Source organism: Pseudomonas sp. GW823-FHT06B06 (genome assembly GCF_058795195.1).
Genome location: NZ_JBXAHO010000001.1, coordinates 1 through 16,904 on the forward strand (window position 1 = coordinate 1; position 16,904 = coordinate 16,904).

The window sequence follows — 16,904 nt, forward strand, 5'->3', positions numbered from 1 at the left end:
AGGGTTTGCGCGATGCGGGTCGCGGGCCAGCCGAGGCGACGCGGGCGCGATTTTTGATCGCCGAGCACGCCGTGCCACACCGGCGCTACCGACCAGAAATGATCGCGGTCATGGGGATCCGCCGCCACCGCCGGTAATGGCAGACTGAACCACACCCGTGCAACGGCACGCCCCCGGCAAACTCACCGAGCAACGGTGCCAGCGCCTGCCGCCAGCGGGGAATGCCCTCGACTTGCAAATCACGGGACAGGCGCAGCAAAAAGTCATGCGGTATCTGTCCGCGCATCTGCTCCAGACCCTCCTGACGCAAGGGCTCGAGCAATTGATTCAGGCGGCTCTCCAACTCCACCGCGGTGAAGTCGGCGGGCAACGCGCAACCCACCGCCTGCGTCTGCCGCATGGACTGGTCCCATTGAGTGTCGCAGACCTGCCACACGTGCAGCGGCAACTGCCAATGCAGCGTCCGCGCCAGATCGCGCAGGCGCCGCACGCTGTCGCCCAGCGTTGCGGCGTCGGTGGATTGTTGCTTGTTCAAGGCCCAGACCACGCCATCGAGAGCACGCCAGCGACTCAAACCCTGCCATTGGTTGAACAGTAATGGCGCCTGCACGCGGCCACCATAGAGCAGCACGGTGTCCTGACCATGCAGGAACTGTCGGGTGGTCAGTCCGGGGGCGATGGCTTCGATCTGCTCGGGTTCGCCGACGACCAGGAGCAGGCGGACTTTGAAGCGCCAGAAGGGGCCGTAGTATTTATTAAGATACACCTGAGCCACGCTAACTTGATGGGTGCTCGGGGCTTTCGGACTCTCCGAACGCGTTCGCTTGAGCACATCATCCGCAGCCTCTGCGCGATGCACCGAGTATCCCAGACGGCACCACAAAAGGCGGTAGGCTCCCAGGCCTATCAGCGCGATAAAAGTGAGCGCTGGTATCGCCAACAACCAAGTGTTTTGTCGGTCACTGCCAGAACCCATTCCTAGCCACTGAGGAAAATACCAGACCATGAACTCAAGGATCACTCCGGTCAGGACTAACAGGCCGACCAGTACACTCGGCCCCAGAGAGCGTTGAATCTGCATTCAAGATTCCTTCGTCGAAAGCGGTAGGACGGGCGTCAGCACAGTGCTCCAGAGCCCCGCGTCGGCGACGCTGTCACCACTGAAAATGAACTGCGGCCCAGCGCCGCGCTGAATGGTCTGCGTCGCGACTGCGATTGCCAGCCATGGTGAGGCGGTGCCTGGGTGTCCCAACGATGCGTCCAGGTCGATCAATCCCTGGGGGTACTTTACCGGCATCGGCACTTCAGTCAGAACGGTGCTTATTGTCGCATTGCGTTGCCCATCAACTCCCGCCCGCCACGCGTGCTCGATCGACTTGGCATCCATTGGCACCCAATCCAGCGCTTGGCGAGTGGCATACAGCAGTGCATCAGGAGTGTGTGCCCGCCCCTGTTCAGGGCGGTGAAGGTAGGCCATTGGCGGTAAAGTGGTTTGTGTCAAACGGTTGCCCAGTAGTAGCCCAACGGCCGCTTCTGCCTTGCCTTCTGGTTGTAGCGGTGCAAACTGCAATGCCACCACTAGCAGTAGCGCCTGATCATCAATGCGCTGGTCGAGCCACTGATCCACTGCAGACAACCCTTGCCCTTCGACGGGCACCACTGACTGTCGGATGCCGGACGCGTTCCACGCCGTGTGCCATGCTGGACGCCACTGACTTTGCGGCAGACCGCTCTCGACCTCCAGCAACAGTGCCAACGGCTTTTCATCCGGCAGCTGTGCCAGCGTTTGCGCCAGCTCGACCAGAACCTGACTGAAGATATTGAGCAGCACTTTTTCCAGGTCTTCATGCTTTTCACCAGATAAGCGGCTATGACGCACAACGATTTCATCCAGCCGGGTCGGTTGCGCCGTCAGTACCTCCGTCCCGCTCAGCAAGGCATCGAGTTGTGTGGCCCCCTCTTCACCCGGATTTCGCAGGGCAGTGAACAGGTTCGCGCTTAACACCTGCTGAGAACGCCGACCTCGACGCATTTTTCGGCAAAAATCCTCATCGCGGGCTTCGTCCCAGCCATCGGACGCGCCTTGTTGACCGAAGTACAACAGCAGCCGCCCGAACAGCAGCACACACCAAACGAAGAGCGGTACACCCAAAGCACGCTGCCAGCTATCAATGGATTGCGCATTCAGCGGTTCACTGGCGAACAATAAAGTTTCCCCCATGCCCAACAGTAAAAGCAGAGGTAGTAAACATACCCAGAACCAAATACGAGGTGGTGCGGGGCGTGGGGCCGGAGAAGGGATTTGATCCAATCGGACAGGCATGATCAATTCTCTCCCTCTAATAAAGAGGTAAAAAAATCTAATGCGCTATCTGACGAGCAGAAAACAATAGAAACCAGGTTCAATCGCTGCCTTTTATTCCTCACAATAGTCATCCCTATTGAATTTAATCGAGTCTTGCGACGCCCACACTTCAAGAATATGACCCACAGAATAACGAACTCTCACCCAATCATCTTCGCCCTGTATTTCCAGCATTAAATGAGTACATCCACCCCAAAATATTCAGTTAGGCGACATACATTTCAAAACTGAATTTGTTCTTTTTGAAATATCAAACTTTAAACCATCAATATCCGCATGAGCCCCACACAACCCTAGACCTAGCGCCGTAGAATCCATTCCTTTCGACGAAATCTCCAAAAAATTTTCAGTACGCTTTAGAAAAACACTTCCAAACTTAGTCTGATGAACGAGCATCCCATCGACTGCATCCATCTGTAAGGAGAAAAAACACACATGTTGATTCGCTTGCGTACTGTGAAGCCTGACTAAATAACCTGATCCTTCTGGCTTTATTTCGAGACAGTCATTAAATCGTTCAGAACAACCACTTCCATTACCGGGTGATGTGCACAGCTCACTTTTCTTCAAATAGCGACCAGACCATTCACCAGAGGAGTCAAACAAACTCTCAACACCAACACCATTCGGGTCTTCGTTGCTGTGCAATTCCTCCGCCCAAGAACAGAAACCAAAAAGCACCAAAAACATCGATGTGATAGTAGAAAAATAAAATCTCATTCTTTAGCCCTCAGATAACGTGCCCTGTGTCGGCCTTGCTCATACTGTATGAGCTCTTGAGCTTCCTGAATGTAAGTAGCTAGATCTTCGCGATTATTTTTAGAGATGTGGGGCATTTGCCTATTCCAAATGCTGCCCTGCTGATAAGTAAAGTCCACCGCCACATCTCTGACTCGGCGATCCAATTGCTCCCATGTCGCTGCAGACGACAATACAGCTGAGTTATATTGGCGTTGAGCTGCAATTTCATATCGTGGATACACTACATCTTCGAATAGAATTCGCTGCGCTTCCTGTGTTATCGCACCGAACTGTTCTCTATTTGCATTTACGAAATCACGAGCATTTTGACCAGATAGGCCAGCTCCTCGAGAGAAGTTTTCTGCAAGAACAGCTTGAACTCCTGCAGCAATTAAATCTGAAAGCACTGCATTTTGTGTTCTATGCCGCATGTCGTAACCGCGCCCCAATGTCACGCCCGAAGCGCCTCCCGGCCAGTGCAACCGCCTGCTGAAATAGGGGCTGTTCTGTATGTCGTTTCCTTCGGCGTCGAAAGTTACTTGACCTTGGCGTACTATCAAATCGCTCTTCGGCCGGACTACATAAAAACTCCCCACCAACCCAATCGGATGAACGTGATAAGCCTTCCCCCACGACGGCAACCCCACTTTCTCCGCCACCTCTTCCCACCAACTGAGTTCCTTGATCCGCTGCTTCTCCGCCAACCAGTTCAAGTGCGGGGTCGAGCCGCTATGCCCGAGCATTTCATCCAGCGCATCCCAGACATGTGCACGGTGGAACCATTCGCTTTCCTTGCGGATGATCATTTGCGCGATCGCTTGTGCCTGCGCCGGCAGCCTGAGCGCCTTTTGCAGTTCTTCGGACTTCATCTGGCCGAGGCGGTTAGGGTCGATGATGTCGAACAAGCGGCTCCTGATCGGTCCCTGGTCCTCGTCGTCGGCCAAGTGGCGGTAGCGTTCCAGTTGCGCTTCGCTAAAACGACGCATGTTGCTGAGGAATAAAGCCATGGCGTGGATGGGCCGGCCGTAGTCGTGCAAGACCTCGTAGCCATCCCAGTCCCAGGGACTGATCCACGGCGTGTCGCCCACGTCTTCGCGCACCCAGCCGTTGAGCAACTTGCCGTCAGCGTCGTGCAGCAGGCCTTCGAGGCGGTACCAGTTGATCGCCTTTCGGTCGAGGGTAGCAGGCACGGAAATCTTGTCGTCGGCTGACAGGGCCTCAAGCAGGCTTTTCGGGATCAACAGGCCCGCGTCGCTCACCGGGTCGGTCCCGCTCGGCACCGGCCAGCGCGTGGCGCTCGCGCCGTCGCGATGCGTCATTACGGCGGTGCCCTTGGCCAGTTTCAGCCAGGTTCGCTCGCGCGCCGGCAGGCGTTGGGCCCAAGCCCGACTGGCCACGATGAAGACGTCCATGTCTTGTTCGCTGAACGTTTCCAGGTGCAGCTTTTTTTCCGGTCGTTCCGCCCCTTCGCTGTGATAATCGCCGAGGTGGCCGATAAGCGCGCCGGCCTGGATTGCGACGGGGGTATCGAGGACCACGATCCGGTCCGTCGCCAGCGGTTCCAGTACGCTTTGCAGCCCCGCGAACTGTACGTACTGCGGGACCCGTTCCAGTTTGCGAAATTCGCCTTCACCGCTGACGGTGACAATGGTGCCTTTGGGCAACTTGCTGATGTGCTCGTAGTGCAGACTCCCTTCGGGGCGCACTTTGAGTTCGTCTCCATTGGTTTCGATGCGATGTTCGCCACCCACCTGCGACTGCAGATATCGGGAGGCGAGGTAACCGCGCAGCGAACCGTCGTCGTTGCTCAGGCTGGCCGGGCCCAGGCGGTTTTTCAGGCGGCGGTAATCGCCCTGGCCGCTGATGTCCACCTCGGCGCCGTGGGGCAGGAAGTCGGCGACCTTGCCGGACCGGGGGCGGTAGTAAACGTGCAGGCCGCGTTGTTCGGGATCGTCGGGATGCGGATCGTTCGCCGTCGCCTTGACCCGGTGCACTTCGGGCCAGAATCCCGGGCGCGCCAGATTCGAATCCTCGTCATACTTCTCCCAATCCTGCAGGTGCATGTACAGGCTGTAGAAGATCAGGCTCGGTGGCTTGTCCGTGCTGTTGTGGATCGTCGGCGGCTGCAGGCGATGGCGGACCAGTACGAAGTTGCGCGAGAAGGGTTTGTTGGCGGTGATCTTGTGGTCGTAGTAGGTCGTCTTCGGTGATTCCCGATCGATGCGGTAAGCCACCACTTCGCCGTCGGCCAGGCAGTGCACGCTGGATTGCTGCTTCAGGCCCGCTGCGGTGCCACTGTCGAAATGCACGCCACCGTGCCACAGGCCATTGACACCCAAGGGGTAGTATCCCGAGGTGGCGTTTGCCAGAAGGGTCAGTTGCTGCAACGGGTCCCGCGTGTCCTTGAACGGGTGGCACCAGTTTTTCAGCGGCTGCAAGTCGTCGGTTTTCGAGGCCGCCGTTGGGGTGATGGGCTGGGTGTCGCGCGTTGGCCAGACCGGGGGCATGGTGCTGGGGGTGCTTGAGTCGTAGTGGCGTCCAAAAATCCAGTCGAGCAGCTTTGCCATGGTGTGTCGCTCCAGGTTTGCGAAAGAGTCAGCCAGAGAAATCCGTACGTTCCAGGGACTGGAAAGGGTGTTCGGACAATTGCGGTAGCGGCGGCATTTGCCGGGCCTGCCCGTCAGGTCCCTTGAACTCGTGATGCGCTGCCTTGACCTTGTGGTCGCCCGCCGTACCCGACTCGATGCCGCCCGCATCCAGGTTGAGGTAGCTGCCCCCGCCATTCAGGGCGATTTTCTTTTTCGCGGTGATGCGGATCTCATCTTCGGTGCTGGTAATCGATAGCTCGAGGCGAGCCAGCAGTTCCAGGGTGCCGTTCTGCGCCTGCACGGAGACCGGCCCTTGGTTGGCAAACAGCTTGATCCCCAGCTTGCGCACAAATACGCTCAATCCCTGGCCCACACCCATGAACAGGCGCTTGACCACGCTGAGGTTGGCGTCGTCACCGGCGTTGAGCATCAGGTTCTCTTGCGCCGCCAGTTGCAGGTGTTGGCCGCTGGTGAGCGCGATGCCTTGGGGCGCGCTGAGCAGCAGGACCGAGGCCTTGAGCTCATTGAGTTGTTCGCGCAGCAGTTGCAGTTGTGCCGCTACATCAGCTGGATCGACGTTGGCCACCTGCGCGTCGCTCGACAGCCCTTGCAGCTGATCGCCGGCCTGTTGCAAGCGGCCCAGCGCGGCCTGCATGTCCAGCATCTGACCTTGGGCCTTGGGCTGTTCATCGGCGCTGATGAATACGCCCTTGCCACCCCGAATGGCCCCCCAATCATCCGTTCTTAGCTCAAACCCTTCCCCGCGTTTCTGCTTCTGAGCATCCACCAGATGCCCCAGGTTCAGCTGGCTCTTACCGCCATATTCGGTGCTGAGCTTGACGTGCTCCTGCCCCCGCAGGTCTTCCATGCGCAGCTTGTTATTCGCCGGTGTACGCAGCACATTGCGGGTGTGGTCGCGCCTGCGCAGGGTCACGTGGTCCGGGTGTTCGCTGTCGTGCAGGGCGTGGGCGATGTAGGGGCGGTCCGGGTCGCCCTGTTCGAAAGCCACCGCCACTTCGGTGCCGGCGAGCATTGGCAGGTGCAGGCCGTGGGTGTCGCCGCCGTAAGGCCGGGCCAGGCGCAGCCAGGTGCTTTCCTGGCCGGGTTTCCAGATGTCGCGGTCGAACAGGAAGCGCACGCGGTAGCGGCCTTCGAGATCGATTTCGGCGTAGCGGTCGTTGCGCTCGGGGCTGCTCAGCCGTGCCGGCAGGGTGCCGGCGATGATCGGTTTGGGCGGGACCTTTGGGCGGAAGCAGACCATCTCGGCGTAGGGAATGGCTTCGAAATGCACTTCGATGTTGCGGTCGCGGGCGGCGCGGGTGCGCAGGCTGGTGATCACCGCGCCAGGGGCAAAGGCCTGGGGCGCGCCGGCGATTTTCAGCACCTGGCCTGGCGCCAGGGTGGCGCTGCTGCTGGCGCCGCTGAGATGGGTCTGGCTGTTGAGGTAGCGCTCGTGGCGCAGGCGCGCGTAGAAAAAGCCGCTTTCGCTTAGCAGGTCTTCGTCCTGGTCCAGTTTGTCACCGAGCACGCGATAGGGTTCGGCGTAGTGGTAGGCCTCGCCGTAGGTGGTGGTCGTGGTGCCGCGGGTCTGGTCGACCTCGCCATCGAGAAAGGCGCGGGCGTCAAGGGCGTGATAGGCGCGAAAGTTGATGGATTTTTCCACCACCTGGTGGCGGGTCTGCAAACCCCACACGCCGTCCTCACCGCTGGCGAAACCGGCCGGTGAGCGCAGTGGCAATTTCACGCCAAACTGGTAGTGGCGCTGGTCGTCGTGGAACTCGACGACGTCGATCCGCAGGCGGTCGTCATGCGTGAAACGGTACCAGATGCCGACCTCGGCCAGCAGCCGCTCGATGAACGCCAGGTCGCTTTCGCCGTACTGCATGACCTGCTCGCGCCGGGGGTATTCGCGCACCAATTGGAACAAGAAGTGCTGGCCGAGGAAATCGTGGCGGCTGCGCAGGATGTGCTCGACGATCTCCGGCGCCGACTGCTGCTGGTACAGGCGGTACTGACGGCCACGATCGAGCAGGGCAAGGCGCGGTTGCAGGGTGATTTCATAGCGCGCTTCGTCGCGGGAGGCGGACAGGCGCTGGAAGCTATTGACCATCCCATACAGGCTGCGCAACGGCTTGACCTCGGGCACTGGCAGGCCAGGGTAAGGAGGCTTTGCCGGCGGCGGATAGAGGCTGAAACTGGCGTCCTTGTTGAGCATCTTCTCGGCGCTGAGGTCTTGCTCGCTGCAGGTGAATTCGATGCGGTAGGTGAAGGGTTGGCTGAGGTGTTCTTCGCCTTCGAAGGCGAGGACATCGAACGCGGCGTCGAACCAGCGGATCGCGAATTTGTGACGGGTGTGGTTGAAGAAGATGCGCGGTTGTGTGCTCATGTCAGGCCTTCCTGGTCTGTGGGGGAAACACACAGGAAGGGTTTAGCGTTCACCCGGGTCCTGAGGGGTGAAAGCTTTGGCGAAATGGAAGGAAGCTGGAAATAGGACGTTTCTGAGGATGGTGTAGGGCTTTTCTGTATTGGTATCCCGGGTTAACCGTGTCGGATAACCCTGTAGGAACCTGCTCTGGGCGGCGTTCCGACGATGAGGCCAGACCAGACACCATCATTCCCCAGCCATAAAACTCACCCGCACCTTCAACCCCGCCTTCTCCCCATCATGCAGGCTGATTTGCGCCAGGTGCGCCCGGCAAATTTCACCAACAATCGCCAACCCCAAGCCTGAACCGGCCACTTGCTGATTGCGCCGGTAAAAGCGCTCGAACACCCGATCGCGCTCATCAAGGGGAATGCCCGGCCCGTCGTCCTCGACCTCCAGCACCGCCGGCGCCAGGACCCGCAAAATGACGTTGCCGCCCGGTGGCGTGTGGGCCAGGGCGTTGTCCACCAGATTGCTCAACAGCTCATTCAACAAGGTCGGCTCACCGCGCAACCAGACCGGCTCGTCAGCTTCCAGCGCCAGGGCCACGCCGCGTTTATGGGCCAGCGGCGCCATGGCCATGCCCAGCTCACGGGCCAATTGACTGAGGTCGAGCAACTGCGCGCCGCCCTCAGCAATCGCCCTGGCGCCGTTTTCCACCCGGGCCAGCGAGAGCAATTGATTGGCCAGGTGGGTCAGGCGATCAGTGCCTTGGGCAGCGGTTTCCAGCGTGCTGCGCCAGGTTTGCGGCTCGTTCGAGCGCAAGCCCAATTCCAGCCGGGCCTTGAGCGCTGCCAACGGCGTGCGCAGTTCGTGTGCGGCATCGGCGATGAATTGCGCCTGCTTCTCGAACTGCCCGCGCAGGCGTTCGGTGAAATGGTTGAGCGCACGCACCAGTGGCCACAACTCGCGTTGCACTTCCACCAGGGGTAGCGGCCGCAGGTCATCCGGCTGACGTTCCTCCACTGCGGTGCGCAAACGCTCCAGCGGGCGCAGCGCCGCACTGACCGCAAACCACACGATCATCAGTGCCCCGACCGCCAGCATGCCCAGGCGCAGCAAGGTATCGCCGGCCAGGCTGCGGGCCATGCTGACGCGTGCCTCATCGGTCTCCGCCACGCGGATTTCCGCCATGCCGTTCATGTTCGGCTCGCTGACCGGCTTGAGCAAACTGACCACGCGCACGTTCTGTCCCCGATAAGTCGCGTTGTAAAAACGCGCGAGCGCCGGGTAGTTGTCGGTGCGCGGTGTACCGGGAGGGGGTGGCGGCAGGTTTTCATAACCGGAGATCAGCTTCTGGTTGATATCGTTGACCAGGTAGAAAATCCGCCCCGCGCTGTCGTAGGCGAACGTATCGAGGGCCACGTAAGGCACGTCCAGACTGAGGCTGCCATCACGTTCGGACAGGCCGGCGGCGATGGTCCGCGCCGAGGCCAGCAACGTGCGGTCATAGGCCGTGTCGGCCGCTTCGCGACCGTTCCAGTAAGCGCTCAAGCCGCTGGCCAGCATCAATACCACCAGCAGCAAAGCCAGGTTCCACAGCAACCGCCAACGCAGGCTGCTGGCCTTATGCATCACGGCTTTCCAGCAAATAACCGAGACCGCGGAACGTTACGATCGCCACCGGGTGGCCGTCGAGTTTCTTGCGCAAGCGGTGAACGTAGATTTCGATGGCGTCCGGACTGGCCTCTTCGTCCAGGCCGAAGACCTGTGAAGCCAGTTGCTCCTTGCTCATCACCCGGCCAGGACGGGCGATCAGGGCTTCGAGTACCGCTTGCTCGCGGGAGGTCAGGGTCAGCAGTTCCTCACCAAGGGTGAAGCGCCGGGTCTCCAGGTCGTAGGCCAGCACACCGCAGCGCTGCAGGCGCTCGCCACCCAACACACTGCGGCGCAACAAAGCCTTGACCCGGGCTTCAAGCTCGGTGAGTTCGAAAGGCTTGGCCAGGTAGTCGTCCGCCCCCAGGTTCAGGCCATGGACCCGGTCCTTGACGTCGCTGCGGGCGGTCAGCATCAACACCGGTAGATTCTTGCCCCGGGCACGCAAGCGCGCCAGCACTTCGAAACCGTCCATGCGCGGCAGGCCGACGTCGAGAATCGCCATGGCGTATTCCTCGCTACCCAGCGCCAGGTCGGCCGCCACGCCGTCGTGCAGCACATCCACGGTCAAGCCGGTGCTCTTGAGCGCCTGAGCGACACTTTCAGCGAGCTGCAGATGGTCTTCGACGAGCAGGACACGCATGGATCATTACCTCGTTCAGGGATGGTCGACGCCATTCTTTGGCGCGGAGTTTACAGCGGCATCCGCCGCTGTGAAGCCTGAAAAACCGTGAAAGCCCGATGAAAGGTTAGCGAAAGGTTGGACCGTTAGAGTCGATCTACGGATGGTTTATCTCGCAGCCATCGATCGTGCTTTGAAATGTAGCTCCCGAAAAACGCCTCGATGCGTTTTCGCCAATAAGAACAATAACGAGGTACGTCGCCATGCTGTCCACCCGGCTCCACATTTGTCCGTCCCGCCCCTTTTCTCGCACCCCCTCGTATACGCTTGCCGGCGCCGTCAACGGCTGCGCGAAGCGAAACCGCTGCATCTGAAACATCCCAAAAAACAACAACTCCTGTGGAGACAACAATGAATCGATCACTGCGCCGTTTCGCCCTCGCCGCCAGCGTCATGCTGTTCGCCGGCCCACTGATGGCCGAGCCCAAACGCCCGGAATGCATCGCACCGGCCTCGCCCGGCGGCGGTTTCGACCTGACCTGCAAACTGGCGCAAAGCGCGCTGGTCAACGAAAAGTTGCTGACCAAGCCGATGCGCGTGACCTACATGCCCGGCGGTGTCGGCGCGGTGGCTTATAACGCGGTAGTCGCCCAGCGCCCGGCGGATGCCGGCACGTTGGTGGCCTGGTCCAGTGGTTCGCTGCTCAACCTGGCCCAGGGCAAGTTTGGTCGCTTCGATGAAACCAACGTGCGCTGGCTGGCCGCCGTTGGCACCAGCTACGGCGCCATCGCCGTGAAGAGCGATTCGCCCTACAAGACCCTGGACGATCTGGTCCAGGCGCTGAAGAAAGATCCGAGCAAAGTGGTGATCGGTTCCGGCGGCACCGTCGGCAGCCAGGACTGGATGCAGACCGCCCTGATCGCCAAGGCCGCCGGGATCAACCCGCGCGACCTGCGTTACGTGGCGCTCGAAGGCGGCGGTGAAATCGCCACTGCCTTGCTCGGCGGCCACATCCAGGTCGGCAGCACCGACATCTCCGACTCCATGCCGCACATCCAGAGCGGCGACATGCGTCTGCTCGCGGTGTTCTCCGAGAAACGCCTGGACGAGCCGGAAATGAAAGACATCCCGACCGCCAAGGAACAAGGCTACGACATCGTCTGGCCAGTGGTTCGCGGTTTCTACCTGGGGCCAAAAGTCAGCGATGAAGACTACGCCTGGTGGAAGGACTCCTTCGACAAACTGCTGGCCTCACCCGAGTTCGCCAAGCTGCGCGATCAGCGTGAACTGTTCCCGTTCGCCATGACCGGTCCGGAATTGGACACCTACGTGAAGAAGCAGGTAGCGGACTACAAAGTGCTGGCCAAAGAGTTCGGCCTGATCCAGTGATTGTCTCTGTCTAGCGGTCACGGCGGGCAAGCGCCGCCGTGACCCAGGAGTTCCCCATGCTCTTACAACGCATTTTTGCTTCGGTGCTGTTGCTGGCTTGCCTGAGCCTCGTGGCGATGGCCTGGCCCTACCAGGCACCTTTTTCCTACGAACCGATCGGCCCGCGCGCCTTCCCCCTGCTGATGCTGGGGCTGATGGGCCTGGCGCTGGTGTACATGGTGTATCGCCCCTCGGCCATCAAGCACACCGATGAAGACCCACCGATGGACCGCGAAACCCTGACCAAGATCGGTGTTTGCGTGCTGTTGCTGCTGGTCTTTGCCGGGCTGTTCGAACCCCTGGGCTTTATTCTCAGCAGCATGCTGGTCGGCATTCCCATGGCGCGCCTGTACGGCGGGCGCTGGTTGCCGGGGGCGGTGATCATCAGCCTGATGAGCGTCGGCCTGTACCTGCTGTTCGACAAAGTCATGGACGTGCCACTGCCTCTGGGCATGCTCGACGTTCTGGAGAACTGATATGGATACGCTTGGTTACTTGAGTCACGGCTTCGGCGTCGCACTGCCCCCTTACAATCTGGTGACCGCACTCAGCGGTACATTGATCGGCACCGTCGTCGGCCTGCTGCCGGGGCTGGGTCCGATCAACGGCGTGGCGTTGCTGATCCCGATCGCCTTCGCGCTGGGCTTGCCGCCGGAATCGGCGCTGATCCTGCTGGCCGCGGTGTACCTGGGTTGCGAATACGGCGGCCGGATCAGTTCGATCCTGCTGAACATTCCGGGCGAAGCGTCCACCGTGATGACCACCCTCGACGGCTACCCGATGGCCCGTCAGGGCCTGGCCGGTGTTGCCCTGTCGCTGTCGGCGTGGAGTTCGTTCATCGGCGCCTTCATTGCCACCTGCGGGATGGTGGTGTTCGCACCGATGCTGGCGAAATGGGCGATTGCCTTCGGCCCGGCGGAGTACTTCGTGCTGATGGTGTTTGCGATCGTCTGTCTCGGCGGCATGGCCGGCGATCGTCCGCTGAAGACTTTTATCGCTGCGCTGATCGGGCTGTTCCTGTCGACCGTCGGCATCGATGCCAACAGTGGCGTGTACCGTTTCACCGGCGACAACATCCACCTCACCGACGGCATTCAATTCGTGGTGCTGGTGCTGGGCCTGTTCTCCATCAGCGAAATCCTGTTGCTGCTGGAAAAAACTCACCGCGGCCAGGAAGCCTTCCAGGCCACCGGGCGCATGCTGTTCAACTTCAAGGAAGCCGCTTCGGTGTTCTGGGTGAACATGCGTTGCGGCGTGCTCGGCTTCATCATGGGCGTGCTGCCGGGAGCCGGTGCGACGCTGGCCAGTGCCGTGGCCTACATGACCGAAAAACGCATTGCCGGCCCGAACGGTAAATTCGGCCAGGGCGACAAACGCGGCCTGGCGGCCCCGGAAACCGCCATCGGTGCCGAAGCCTGCGGCGCACTGGTGCCGATGCTGACCCTTGGCGTTCCAGGTTCTGGCACCACGGCGGTGATGATCGGCGCGCTGTCGCTGTACAACATCACCCCGGGCCCGCTGCTGTTCCAACAGCAACCGGACATCGTCTGGGGCCTGATCGCGTCGTTGTTCATCGCCAACATCATGCTGGTGATCCTCAACATCCCGATGATCCGCATCTTCACCAAGATCCTCGCCGTGCCGAACTGGGCACTGGTACCGATGATCGCGATCATCACCGCCATCGGCGTCTACGCCGTGCATGCCACCACGTTCGATCTGTTCCTGATGATCGGTATCGGCATCTTCGGCTACATCCTGCGCAAGCTGGACTTCCCGTTGTCGCCGGTGCTGCTGGGCTTCATCCTTGGTGGCTTGATGGAACAGAACCTGCGTCGGGCCCTTTCGATCTCCAACGGTTCGCTGGATATCCTCTGGTCGAGCGGGATCACCGTCGGTGTCTGGGGGTTGATCGTGGTCATGCTGCTGGTGCCGATCCTGCGGATCTGGCGTAAGCGTTCGGCTGCGCAACGCGCCATCGCCGATGTCTGATCGAACACCGTTCAAAGCCTGGTGGGGTACACCGCTGGTCGGCCTGCTGGGCGGTTTCCTCGCCAGCCAGGTCGGCTGGCCGCTACCGTGGATGGTCGGCTCGTTGCTGGCAATCATCCTGGTGCGCTGCCTGACACCCTGGCAACTGGCGGAGATCCCTGGCGGCCGCAAGTGCGGCCAGTGGATCGTCGGCATCGGTATCGGCCTGCACTTCACCCCGGTGGTGATGGAGCAGGTGCTGAGTCATTTCGGGCTGATCTTCTTCGGTGCGCTGGTCACCAGCCTCTCGGCGGTGGTCGGTGTCTGGCTGATGCGTCGCACCGGTGAAGATCGCGCCACTGCATTTTTTTCCAGCATGCCCGGCGGTTCCGGGGAGATGGTCAACCTCGGCGCACGCAATGGCGCGGTGCTCAGCCGGGTGGCGGCGGGCCAGAGTTTGCGGGTGCTTGTGGTGGTGCTTTGCGTTCCGGCAGCGTTCAAATACCTGCTGGGGGACGGCGCACCGATGTCCCACGCCGGCAGCATCGATTGGCGCTGGCTGGCGCTATTGTTTCCGGCGGGAGCGCTGGCGGCCTGGATCTGGGAACGCCTGCGGCAACCCAACCCCTGGCTGTTCGGGCCCTTGCTGGTCAGCGCAGCGGTCAGCGTTGGCTGGGACCTGCATATCGGCTTGCCTAACGGCGGCAGCCAGATCGGCCAATGGCTGATTGGCAGCGGCCTGGGCTGTCATTTCAATCGGCAGTTTTTCCGTCGTGCGCCGTCGTTCATGGGTAGGACGTTGATCGGCACGCTGCTGACCATGCTGATCGCCACAGCGGCTGCACTGGGACTGAGTGCGCTGACCCACCTGGATTTGCGCTCGCTGACCCTGGGCATGATGCCCGGCGGCATTGCCGAGATGAGCCTGACGGCCGAAACCTTGCAACTGTCGGTGCCGCTGGTGACGGCGATGCAGGTGATGCGGTTGCTGTTTGTGTTGTTTCTGGCGGAGCCGTTGTTCAGGTATTGGAACCGCAACCCTGAGTAATTGATCGTTCCCACGCTCTGCGTGGGAATGCCTCAACGGACGCTCCGCGTTCGGCTCTGAATGGGACGCAGAGCGTCCCGGGCTGCATTCCCACGCAGAGCGTGGGAACGATCATTGGACGACCGGCGGCAACCGCCACTCGATCGGCGTCTCGCCATTCTGCTCCAAAAACTTGTTGGTCCGGCTGAAGTGCCCGCACCCGAGGAAGCCACGATAGGCCGACAGCGGTGACGGGTGCACCGAGGTCAGCACCAGGTGCTTGGTGGCATCGATCAACTTCTGTTTGCTCTGGGCATGGGCGCCCCACAGCATGAACACCAGATGCGGCTGCTGCTGGCTGACCACTTCAATGATCCGGTCGGTGAAAAACTGCCAGCCCTTGTCCTTGTGCGCATTGGCGTTGGCACGCTCCACGGTCATGGTGGTATTGAGCATCAACACGCCCTGCTCGGCCCAGCTTTGCAGATAGCCGTGATTGGGGATGTCGATGTTCAGGTCGCGCTTCAACTCTTTATAGATATTGACCAGCGACGGCGGCGCCGGGACGCCCGGCTGCACCGAAAAGCACAGGCCATGGGCCTGGCCGGGGCCGTGATAGGGGTCCTGGCCAAGAATGACCACCTTGACCTTGTCCAGCGGCGTGGAATTGAGCGCGTTGAAGATCATCGGGCCCGGCGGATAGATTTCCTTGCCCGCCGCGCGCTCGTCCTGGAGGAATTTTCGCAACTCTGCCATGTAGGGTTGGTCGAATTCGGCACGCAGTGCCTCCTTCCAGCTCGGTTCGAGTTTGATACGGTCGTCAGCAGTCATGGTTATATCCGGCAAAAGCAATGGGGCGCACCCTAGGAAAGCCCATCACGCTTGTCAATTGATCTGACACCAATCCGGCACTTTCCCACACAGCGATCATACTTAACCCTCAAATTCCCGAGCGAGGTCACGATGAATCTGCACTTCGAAGAACTCACCGGCACTGACGGCGCCCGCATTGGCATTGCCACGCTGGATGCCGAAAAATCGTTGAATGCCCTGTCCCTGCCGATGATCAATGCCATGCGCGACAAGTTGGACGCCTGGGCGAAGGAACCGCAAATCGTTTGCGTCCTGCTGCGCGGCAACGGCATCAAGGCCTTCTGCGCCGGCGGTGAAGTGCGCAGCCTGGTCGAGGCCTGCCGGGCCCATCCGGGTGAAGTGCCGACGCTGGCCGCGCACTTCTTCAACTCCGAATATCGCCTGGACTTCAGCCTGCACACTTATCCCAAACCGTTGATCTGCTGGGGTCACGGCTATGTGCTCGGGGGTGGCATGGGCCTGTTGCAGGGGGCAAGCATTCGTATTGTCACGCCGAGCAGTCGACTGGCGATGCCGGAGATCAGTATCGGCCTGTATCCGGACGTGGGCGCCAGTTGGTTCCTGTCTCGCCTGCCGGGCAAGCTCGGCTTGTTCCTCGGCCTGACCGGCGCCCACATGAACGGTCGCGACGCGATCGATCTGGACCTGGCCGACCGTTTCCTGCTCGACGAGCAGCAGCAGGAACTGATCGAAGGCCTGCTGCAATTGAATTGGCAGGAACAGACGCCGATGCAGCTCAACAGCCTGCTCAAGGCTTTGCAGCAGAAAGCCGTTGCGCAAATGCCCGAGGCCCAGTGGTTGCCGCGCCGCCAACAGATCGATGAATTGCTGGACGTCAGTGATGTGCGTTGTGCCTGGAAAGCCATTGTCACGCTGCTCGATCACACCGACATGCTGCTCAACCGCGCCGCGCGCAACCTGATCGAAGGCTCGCCGCTGACCGCGCATCTGGTGTGGGAGCAGATCAAACGTGCCCGGCATATGTCTCTGGCGCAGGTCTTTGAGATGGAATACACCCTGAGCCTCAACTGCTGTCGCCATCCGGAATTCAGCGAGGGCGTGCGTGCGCGATTGATCGACAAGGATCAGAAACCTCGCTGGCATTGGCCGGACGTCAACAACGTGCCGGAGGCGGTGGTAGAGGCGCATTTCCACAAGGTTTGGGAAGGCCGTCATCCGTTGGCGGATTTGTCGGATTACTGAAAGCCGGATTGTTGGTGGCGGATTTACATCCGCCGTCCTCTCCCACCAACCGAACGTACGGTTCC

13 protein-coding genes are annotated in these 16,904 nt (G+C 60.6%); 5 read left to right on the forward strand and 8 right to left on the reverse strand.

The features are described from left to right. Positions 1 to 85: 85 nt before the first annotated feature. The 7 genes from AC1Q8Q_RS00005 to AC1Q8Q_RS00035 all read right to left on the reverse strand — a co-directional run bounded on the left by AC1Q8Q_RS00005 (position 86) and on the right by AC1Q8Q_RS00035 (position 10,358). Positions 86 to 1,081, reverse strand: a complete 996-nt coding sequence (locus tag AC1Q8Q_RS00005) for a hypothetical protein (protein WP_492614718.1) — start codon at positions 1,079 to 1,081, stop codon at positions 86 to 88. Next, positions 1,082 to 2,206 carry a hypothetical protein gene (locus AC1Q8Q_RS00010; RefSeq protein ID WP_050511536.1) on the reverse strand — a complete coding sequence of 375 codons (1,125 nt, stop codon included), beginning with the start codon at positions 2,204 to 2,206 and terminating at the stop codon, positions 1,082 to 1,084. It abuts the gene before it with no gap. 360 nt (positions 2,207 to 2,566) lie between these two features. Beyond that, positions 2,567 to 3,085, reverse strand: coding sequence for a hypothetical protein (locus AC1Q8Q_RS00015; protein WP_168757381.1), 519 nt, complete (start codon positions 3,083 to 3,085; stop codon positions 2,567 to 2,569). Continuing rightward, positions 3,082 to 5,673 (reverse strand): pesticin C-terminus-like muramidase, encoded by a 2,592-nt coding sequence (locus tag AC1Q8Q_RS00020; RefSeq protein ID WP_080725413.1) that lies wholly within the window; start codon positions 5,671 to 5,673, stop codon positions 3,082 to 3,084. Before AC1Q8Q_RS00020 ends, AC1Q8Q_RS00015 begins: the two co-directional genes overlap by 4 nt. A 28-nt stretch (positions 5,674 to 5,701) precedes the next feature. After that, positions 5,702 to 8,080 carry a type VI secretion system Vgr family protein gene (locus tag AC1Q8Q_RS00025; RefSeq protein WP_492614719.1) on the reverse strand — a complete coding sequence of 793 codons (2,379 nt, stop codon included), beginning with the start codon at positions 8,078 to 8,080 and terminating at the stop codon, positions 5,702 to 5,704. 225 nt (positions 8,081 to 8,305) lie between these two features. Next, the gene (locus AC1Q8Q_RS00030) at positions 8,306 to 9,694 is read right to left on the reverse strand and encodes a sensor histidine kinase (RefSeq protein ID WP_020798421.1); all 1,389 of its coding nucleotides are present in this window, start codon (positions 9,692 to 9,694) and stop codon (positions 8,306 to 8,308) included. Next, positions 9,687 to 10,358 carry a response regulator gene (locus AC1Q8Q_RS00035; RefSeq protein ID WP_008055965.1) on the reverse strand — a complete coding sequence of 224 codons (672 nt, stop codon included), beginning with the start codon at positions 10,356 to 10,358 and terminating at the stop codon, positions 9,687 to 9,689. The genes AC1Q8Q_RS00030 and AC1Q8Q_RS00035 overlap by 8 nt, the downstream gene beginning before the upstream one ends. A 390-nt stretch (positions 10,359 to 10,748) precedes the next feature. Between AC1Q8Q_RS00035 and AC1Q8Q_RS00040 the strand changes: the two genes are divergently transcribed. Genes AC1Q8Q_RS00040 through AC1Q8Q_RS00055 form a run of 4 tightly spaced genes read left to right on the forward strand, consistent with a single transcriptional unit; the run spans position 10,749 to position 14,784 of the window. Beyond that, positions 10,749 to 11,726, forward strand: a complete 978-nt coding sequence (locus tag AC1Q8Q_RS00040) for a Bug family tripartite tricarboxylate transporter substrate binding protein (RefSeq protein WP_110749044.1) — start codon at positions 10,749 to 10,751, stop codon at positions 11,724 to 11,726. Between the two features lie 56 nt (positions 11,727 to 11,782). Beyond that, positions 11,783 to 12,241 (forward strand): tripartite tricarboxylate transporter TctB family protein, encoded by a 459-nt coding sequence (locus AC1Q8Q_RS00045; protein ID WP_168757380.1) that lies wholly within the window; start codon positions 11,783 to 11,785, stop codon positions 12,239 to 12,241. Between the two features lies 1 nt (position 12,242). Continuing rightward, positions 12,243 to 13,757, forward strand: coding sequence for a tripartite tricarboxylate transporter permease (locus AC1Q8Q_RS00050; RefSeq protein ID WP_492614720.1), 1,515 nt, complete (start codon positions 12,243 to 12,245; stop codon positions 13,755 to 13,757). Beyond that, positions 13,750 to 14,784 carry an AbrB family transcriptional regulator gene (locus AC1Q8Q_RS00055; RefSeq protein ID WP_168757378.1) on the forward strand — a complete coding sequence of 345 codons (1,035 nt, stop codon included), beginning with the start codon at positions 13,750 to 13,752 and terminating at the stop codon, positions 14,782 to 14,784. Before AC1Q8Q_RS00050 ends, AC1Q8Q_RS00055 begins: the two co-directional genes overlap by 8 nt. Positions 14,785 to 14,895: 111 nt before the next feature. On the opposite strand, the gene ung is transcribed toward AC1Q8Q_RS00055, so the two are convergent. After that, entirely contained in the window at positions 14,896 to 15,594 is a 699-nt protein-coding gene (ung, locus tag AC1Q8Q_RS00060) for a uracil-DNA glycosylase (RefSeq protein ID WP_168757377.1), read from the reverse strand. Between the two features lie 132 nt (positions 15,595 to 15,726). Here ung and dspII point away from each other — a divergent pair, with 132 nt between their 5' ends. Beyond that, positions 15,727 to 16,839 carry an enoyl-CoA hydratase/isomerase DspII gene (gene dspII / locus AC1Q8Q_RS00065; RefSeq protein ID WP_168757376.1) on the forward strand — a complete coding sequence of 371 codons (1,113 nt, stop codon included), beginning with the start codon at positions 15,727 to 15,729 and terminating at the stop codon, positions 16,837 to 16,839. The last annotated feature ends 65 nt before the right edge of the window (positions 16,840 to 16,904 follow it).

Excerpts from the sequence above, each read along its gene's own strand:
- AC1Q8Q_RS00015 (WP_168757381.1), bottom strand. The coding sequence starts at position 3,085 with ATGAGATTTTATTTTTCTACTATCACATCGATGTTTTTGGTGCTTTTT.
- AC1Q8Q_RS00020 (WP_080725413.1), bottom strand. The coding sequence starts at position 5,673 with ATGGCAAAGCTGCTCGACTGGATTTTTGGACGCCACTACGACTCAAGC.
- AC1Q8Q_RS00005 (WP_492614718.1), bottom strand. The coding sequence starts at position 1,081 with ATGCAGATTCAACGCTCTCTGGGGCCGAGTGTACTGGTCGGCCTGTTA.
- AC1Q8Q_RS00025 (WP_492614719.1), bottom strand. The coding sequence starts at position 8,080 with ATGAGCACACAACCGCGCATCTTCTTCAACCACACCCGTCACAAATTC.
- AC1Q8Q_RS00055 (WP_168757378.1), top strand. The coding sequence starts at position 13,750 with ATGTCTGATCGAACACCGTTCAAAGCCTGGTGGGGTACACCGCTGGTC.
- AC1Q8Q_RS00050 (WP_492614720.1), top strand. The coding sequence starts at position 12,243 with ATGGATACGCTTGGTTACTTGAGTCACGGCTTCGGCGTCGCACTGCCC.
- AC1Q8Q_RS00035 (WP_008055965.1), bottom strand. The coding sequence starts at position 10,358 with ATGCGTGTCCTGCTCGTCGAAGACCATCTGCAGCTCGCTGAAAGTGTC.
- AC1Q8Q_RS00040 (WP_110749044.1), top strand. The coding sequence starts at position 10,749 with ATGAATCGATCACTGCGCCGTTTCGCCCTCGCCGCCAGCGTCATGCTG.
- AC1Q8Q_RS00030 (WP_020798421.1), bottom strand. The coding sequence starts at position 9,694 with ATGCATAAGGCCAGCAGCCTGCGTTGGCGGTTGCTGTGGAACCTGGCT.
- ung (WP_168757377.1), bottom strand. The coding sequence starts at position 15,594 with ATGACTGCTGACGACCGTATCAAACTCGAACCGAGCTGGAAGGAGGCA.
- dspII (WP_168757376.1), top strand. The coding sequence starts at position 15,727 with ATGAATCTGCACTTCGAAGAACTCACCGGCACTGACGGCGCCCGCATT.
- AC1Q8Q_RS00045 (WP_168757380.1), top strand. The coding sequence starts at position 11,783 with ATGCTCTTACAACGCATTTTTGCTTCGGTGCTGTTGCTGGCTTGCCTG.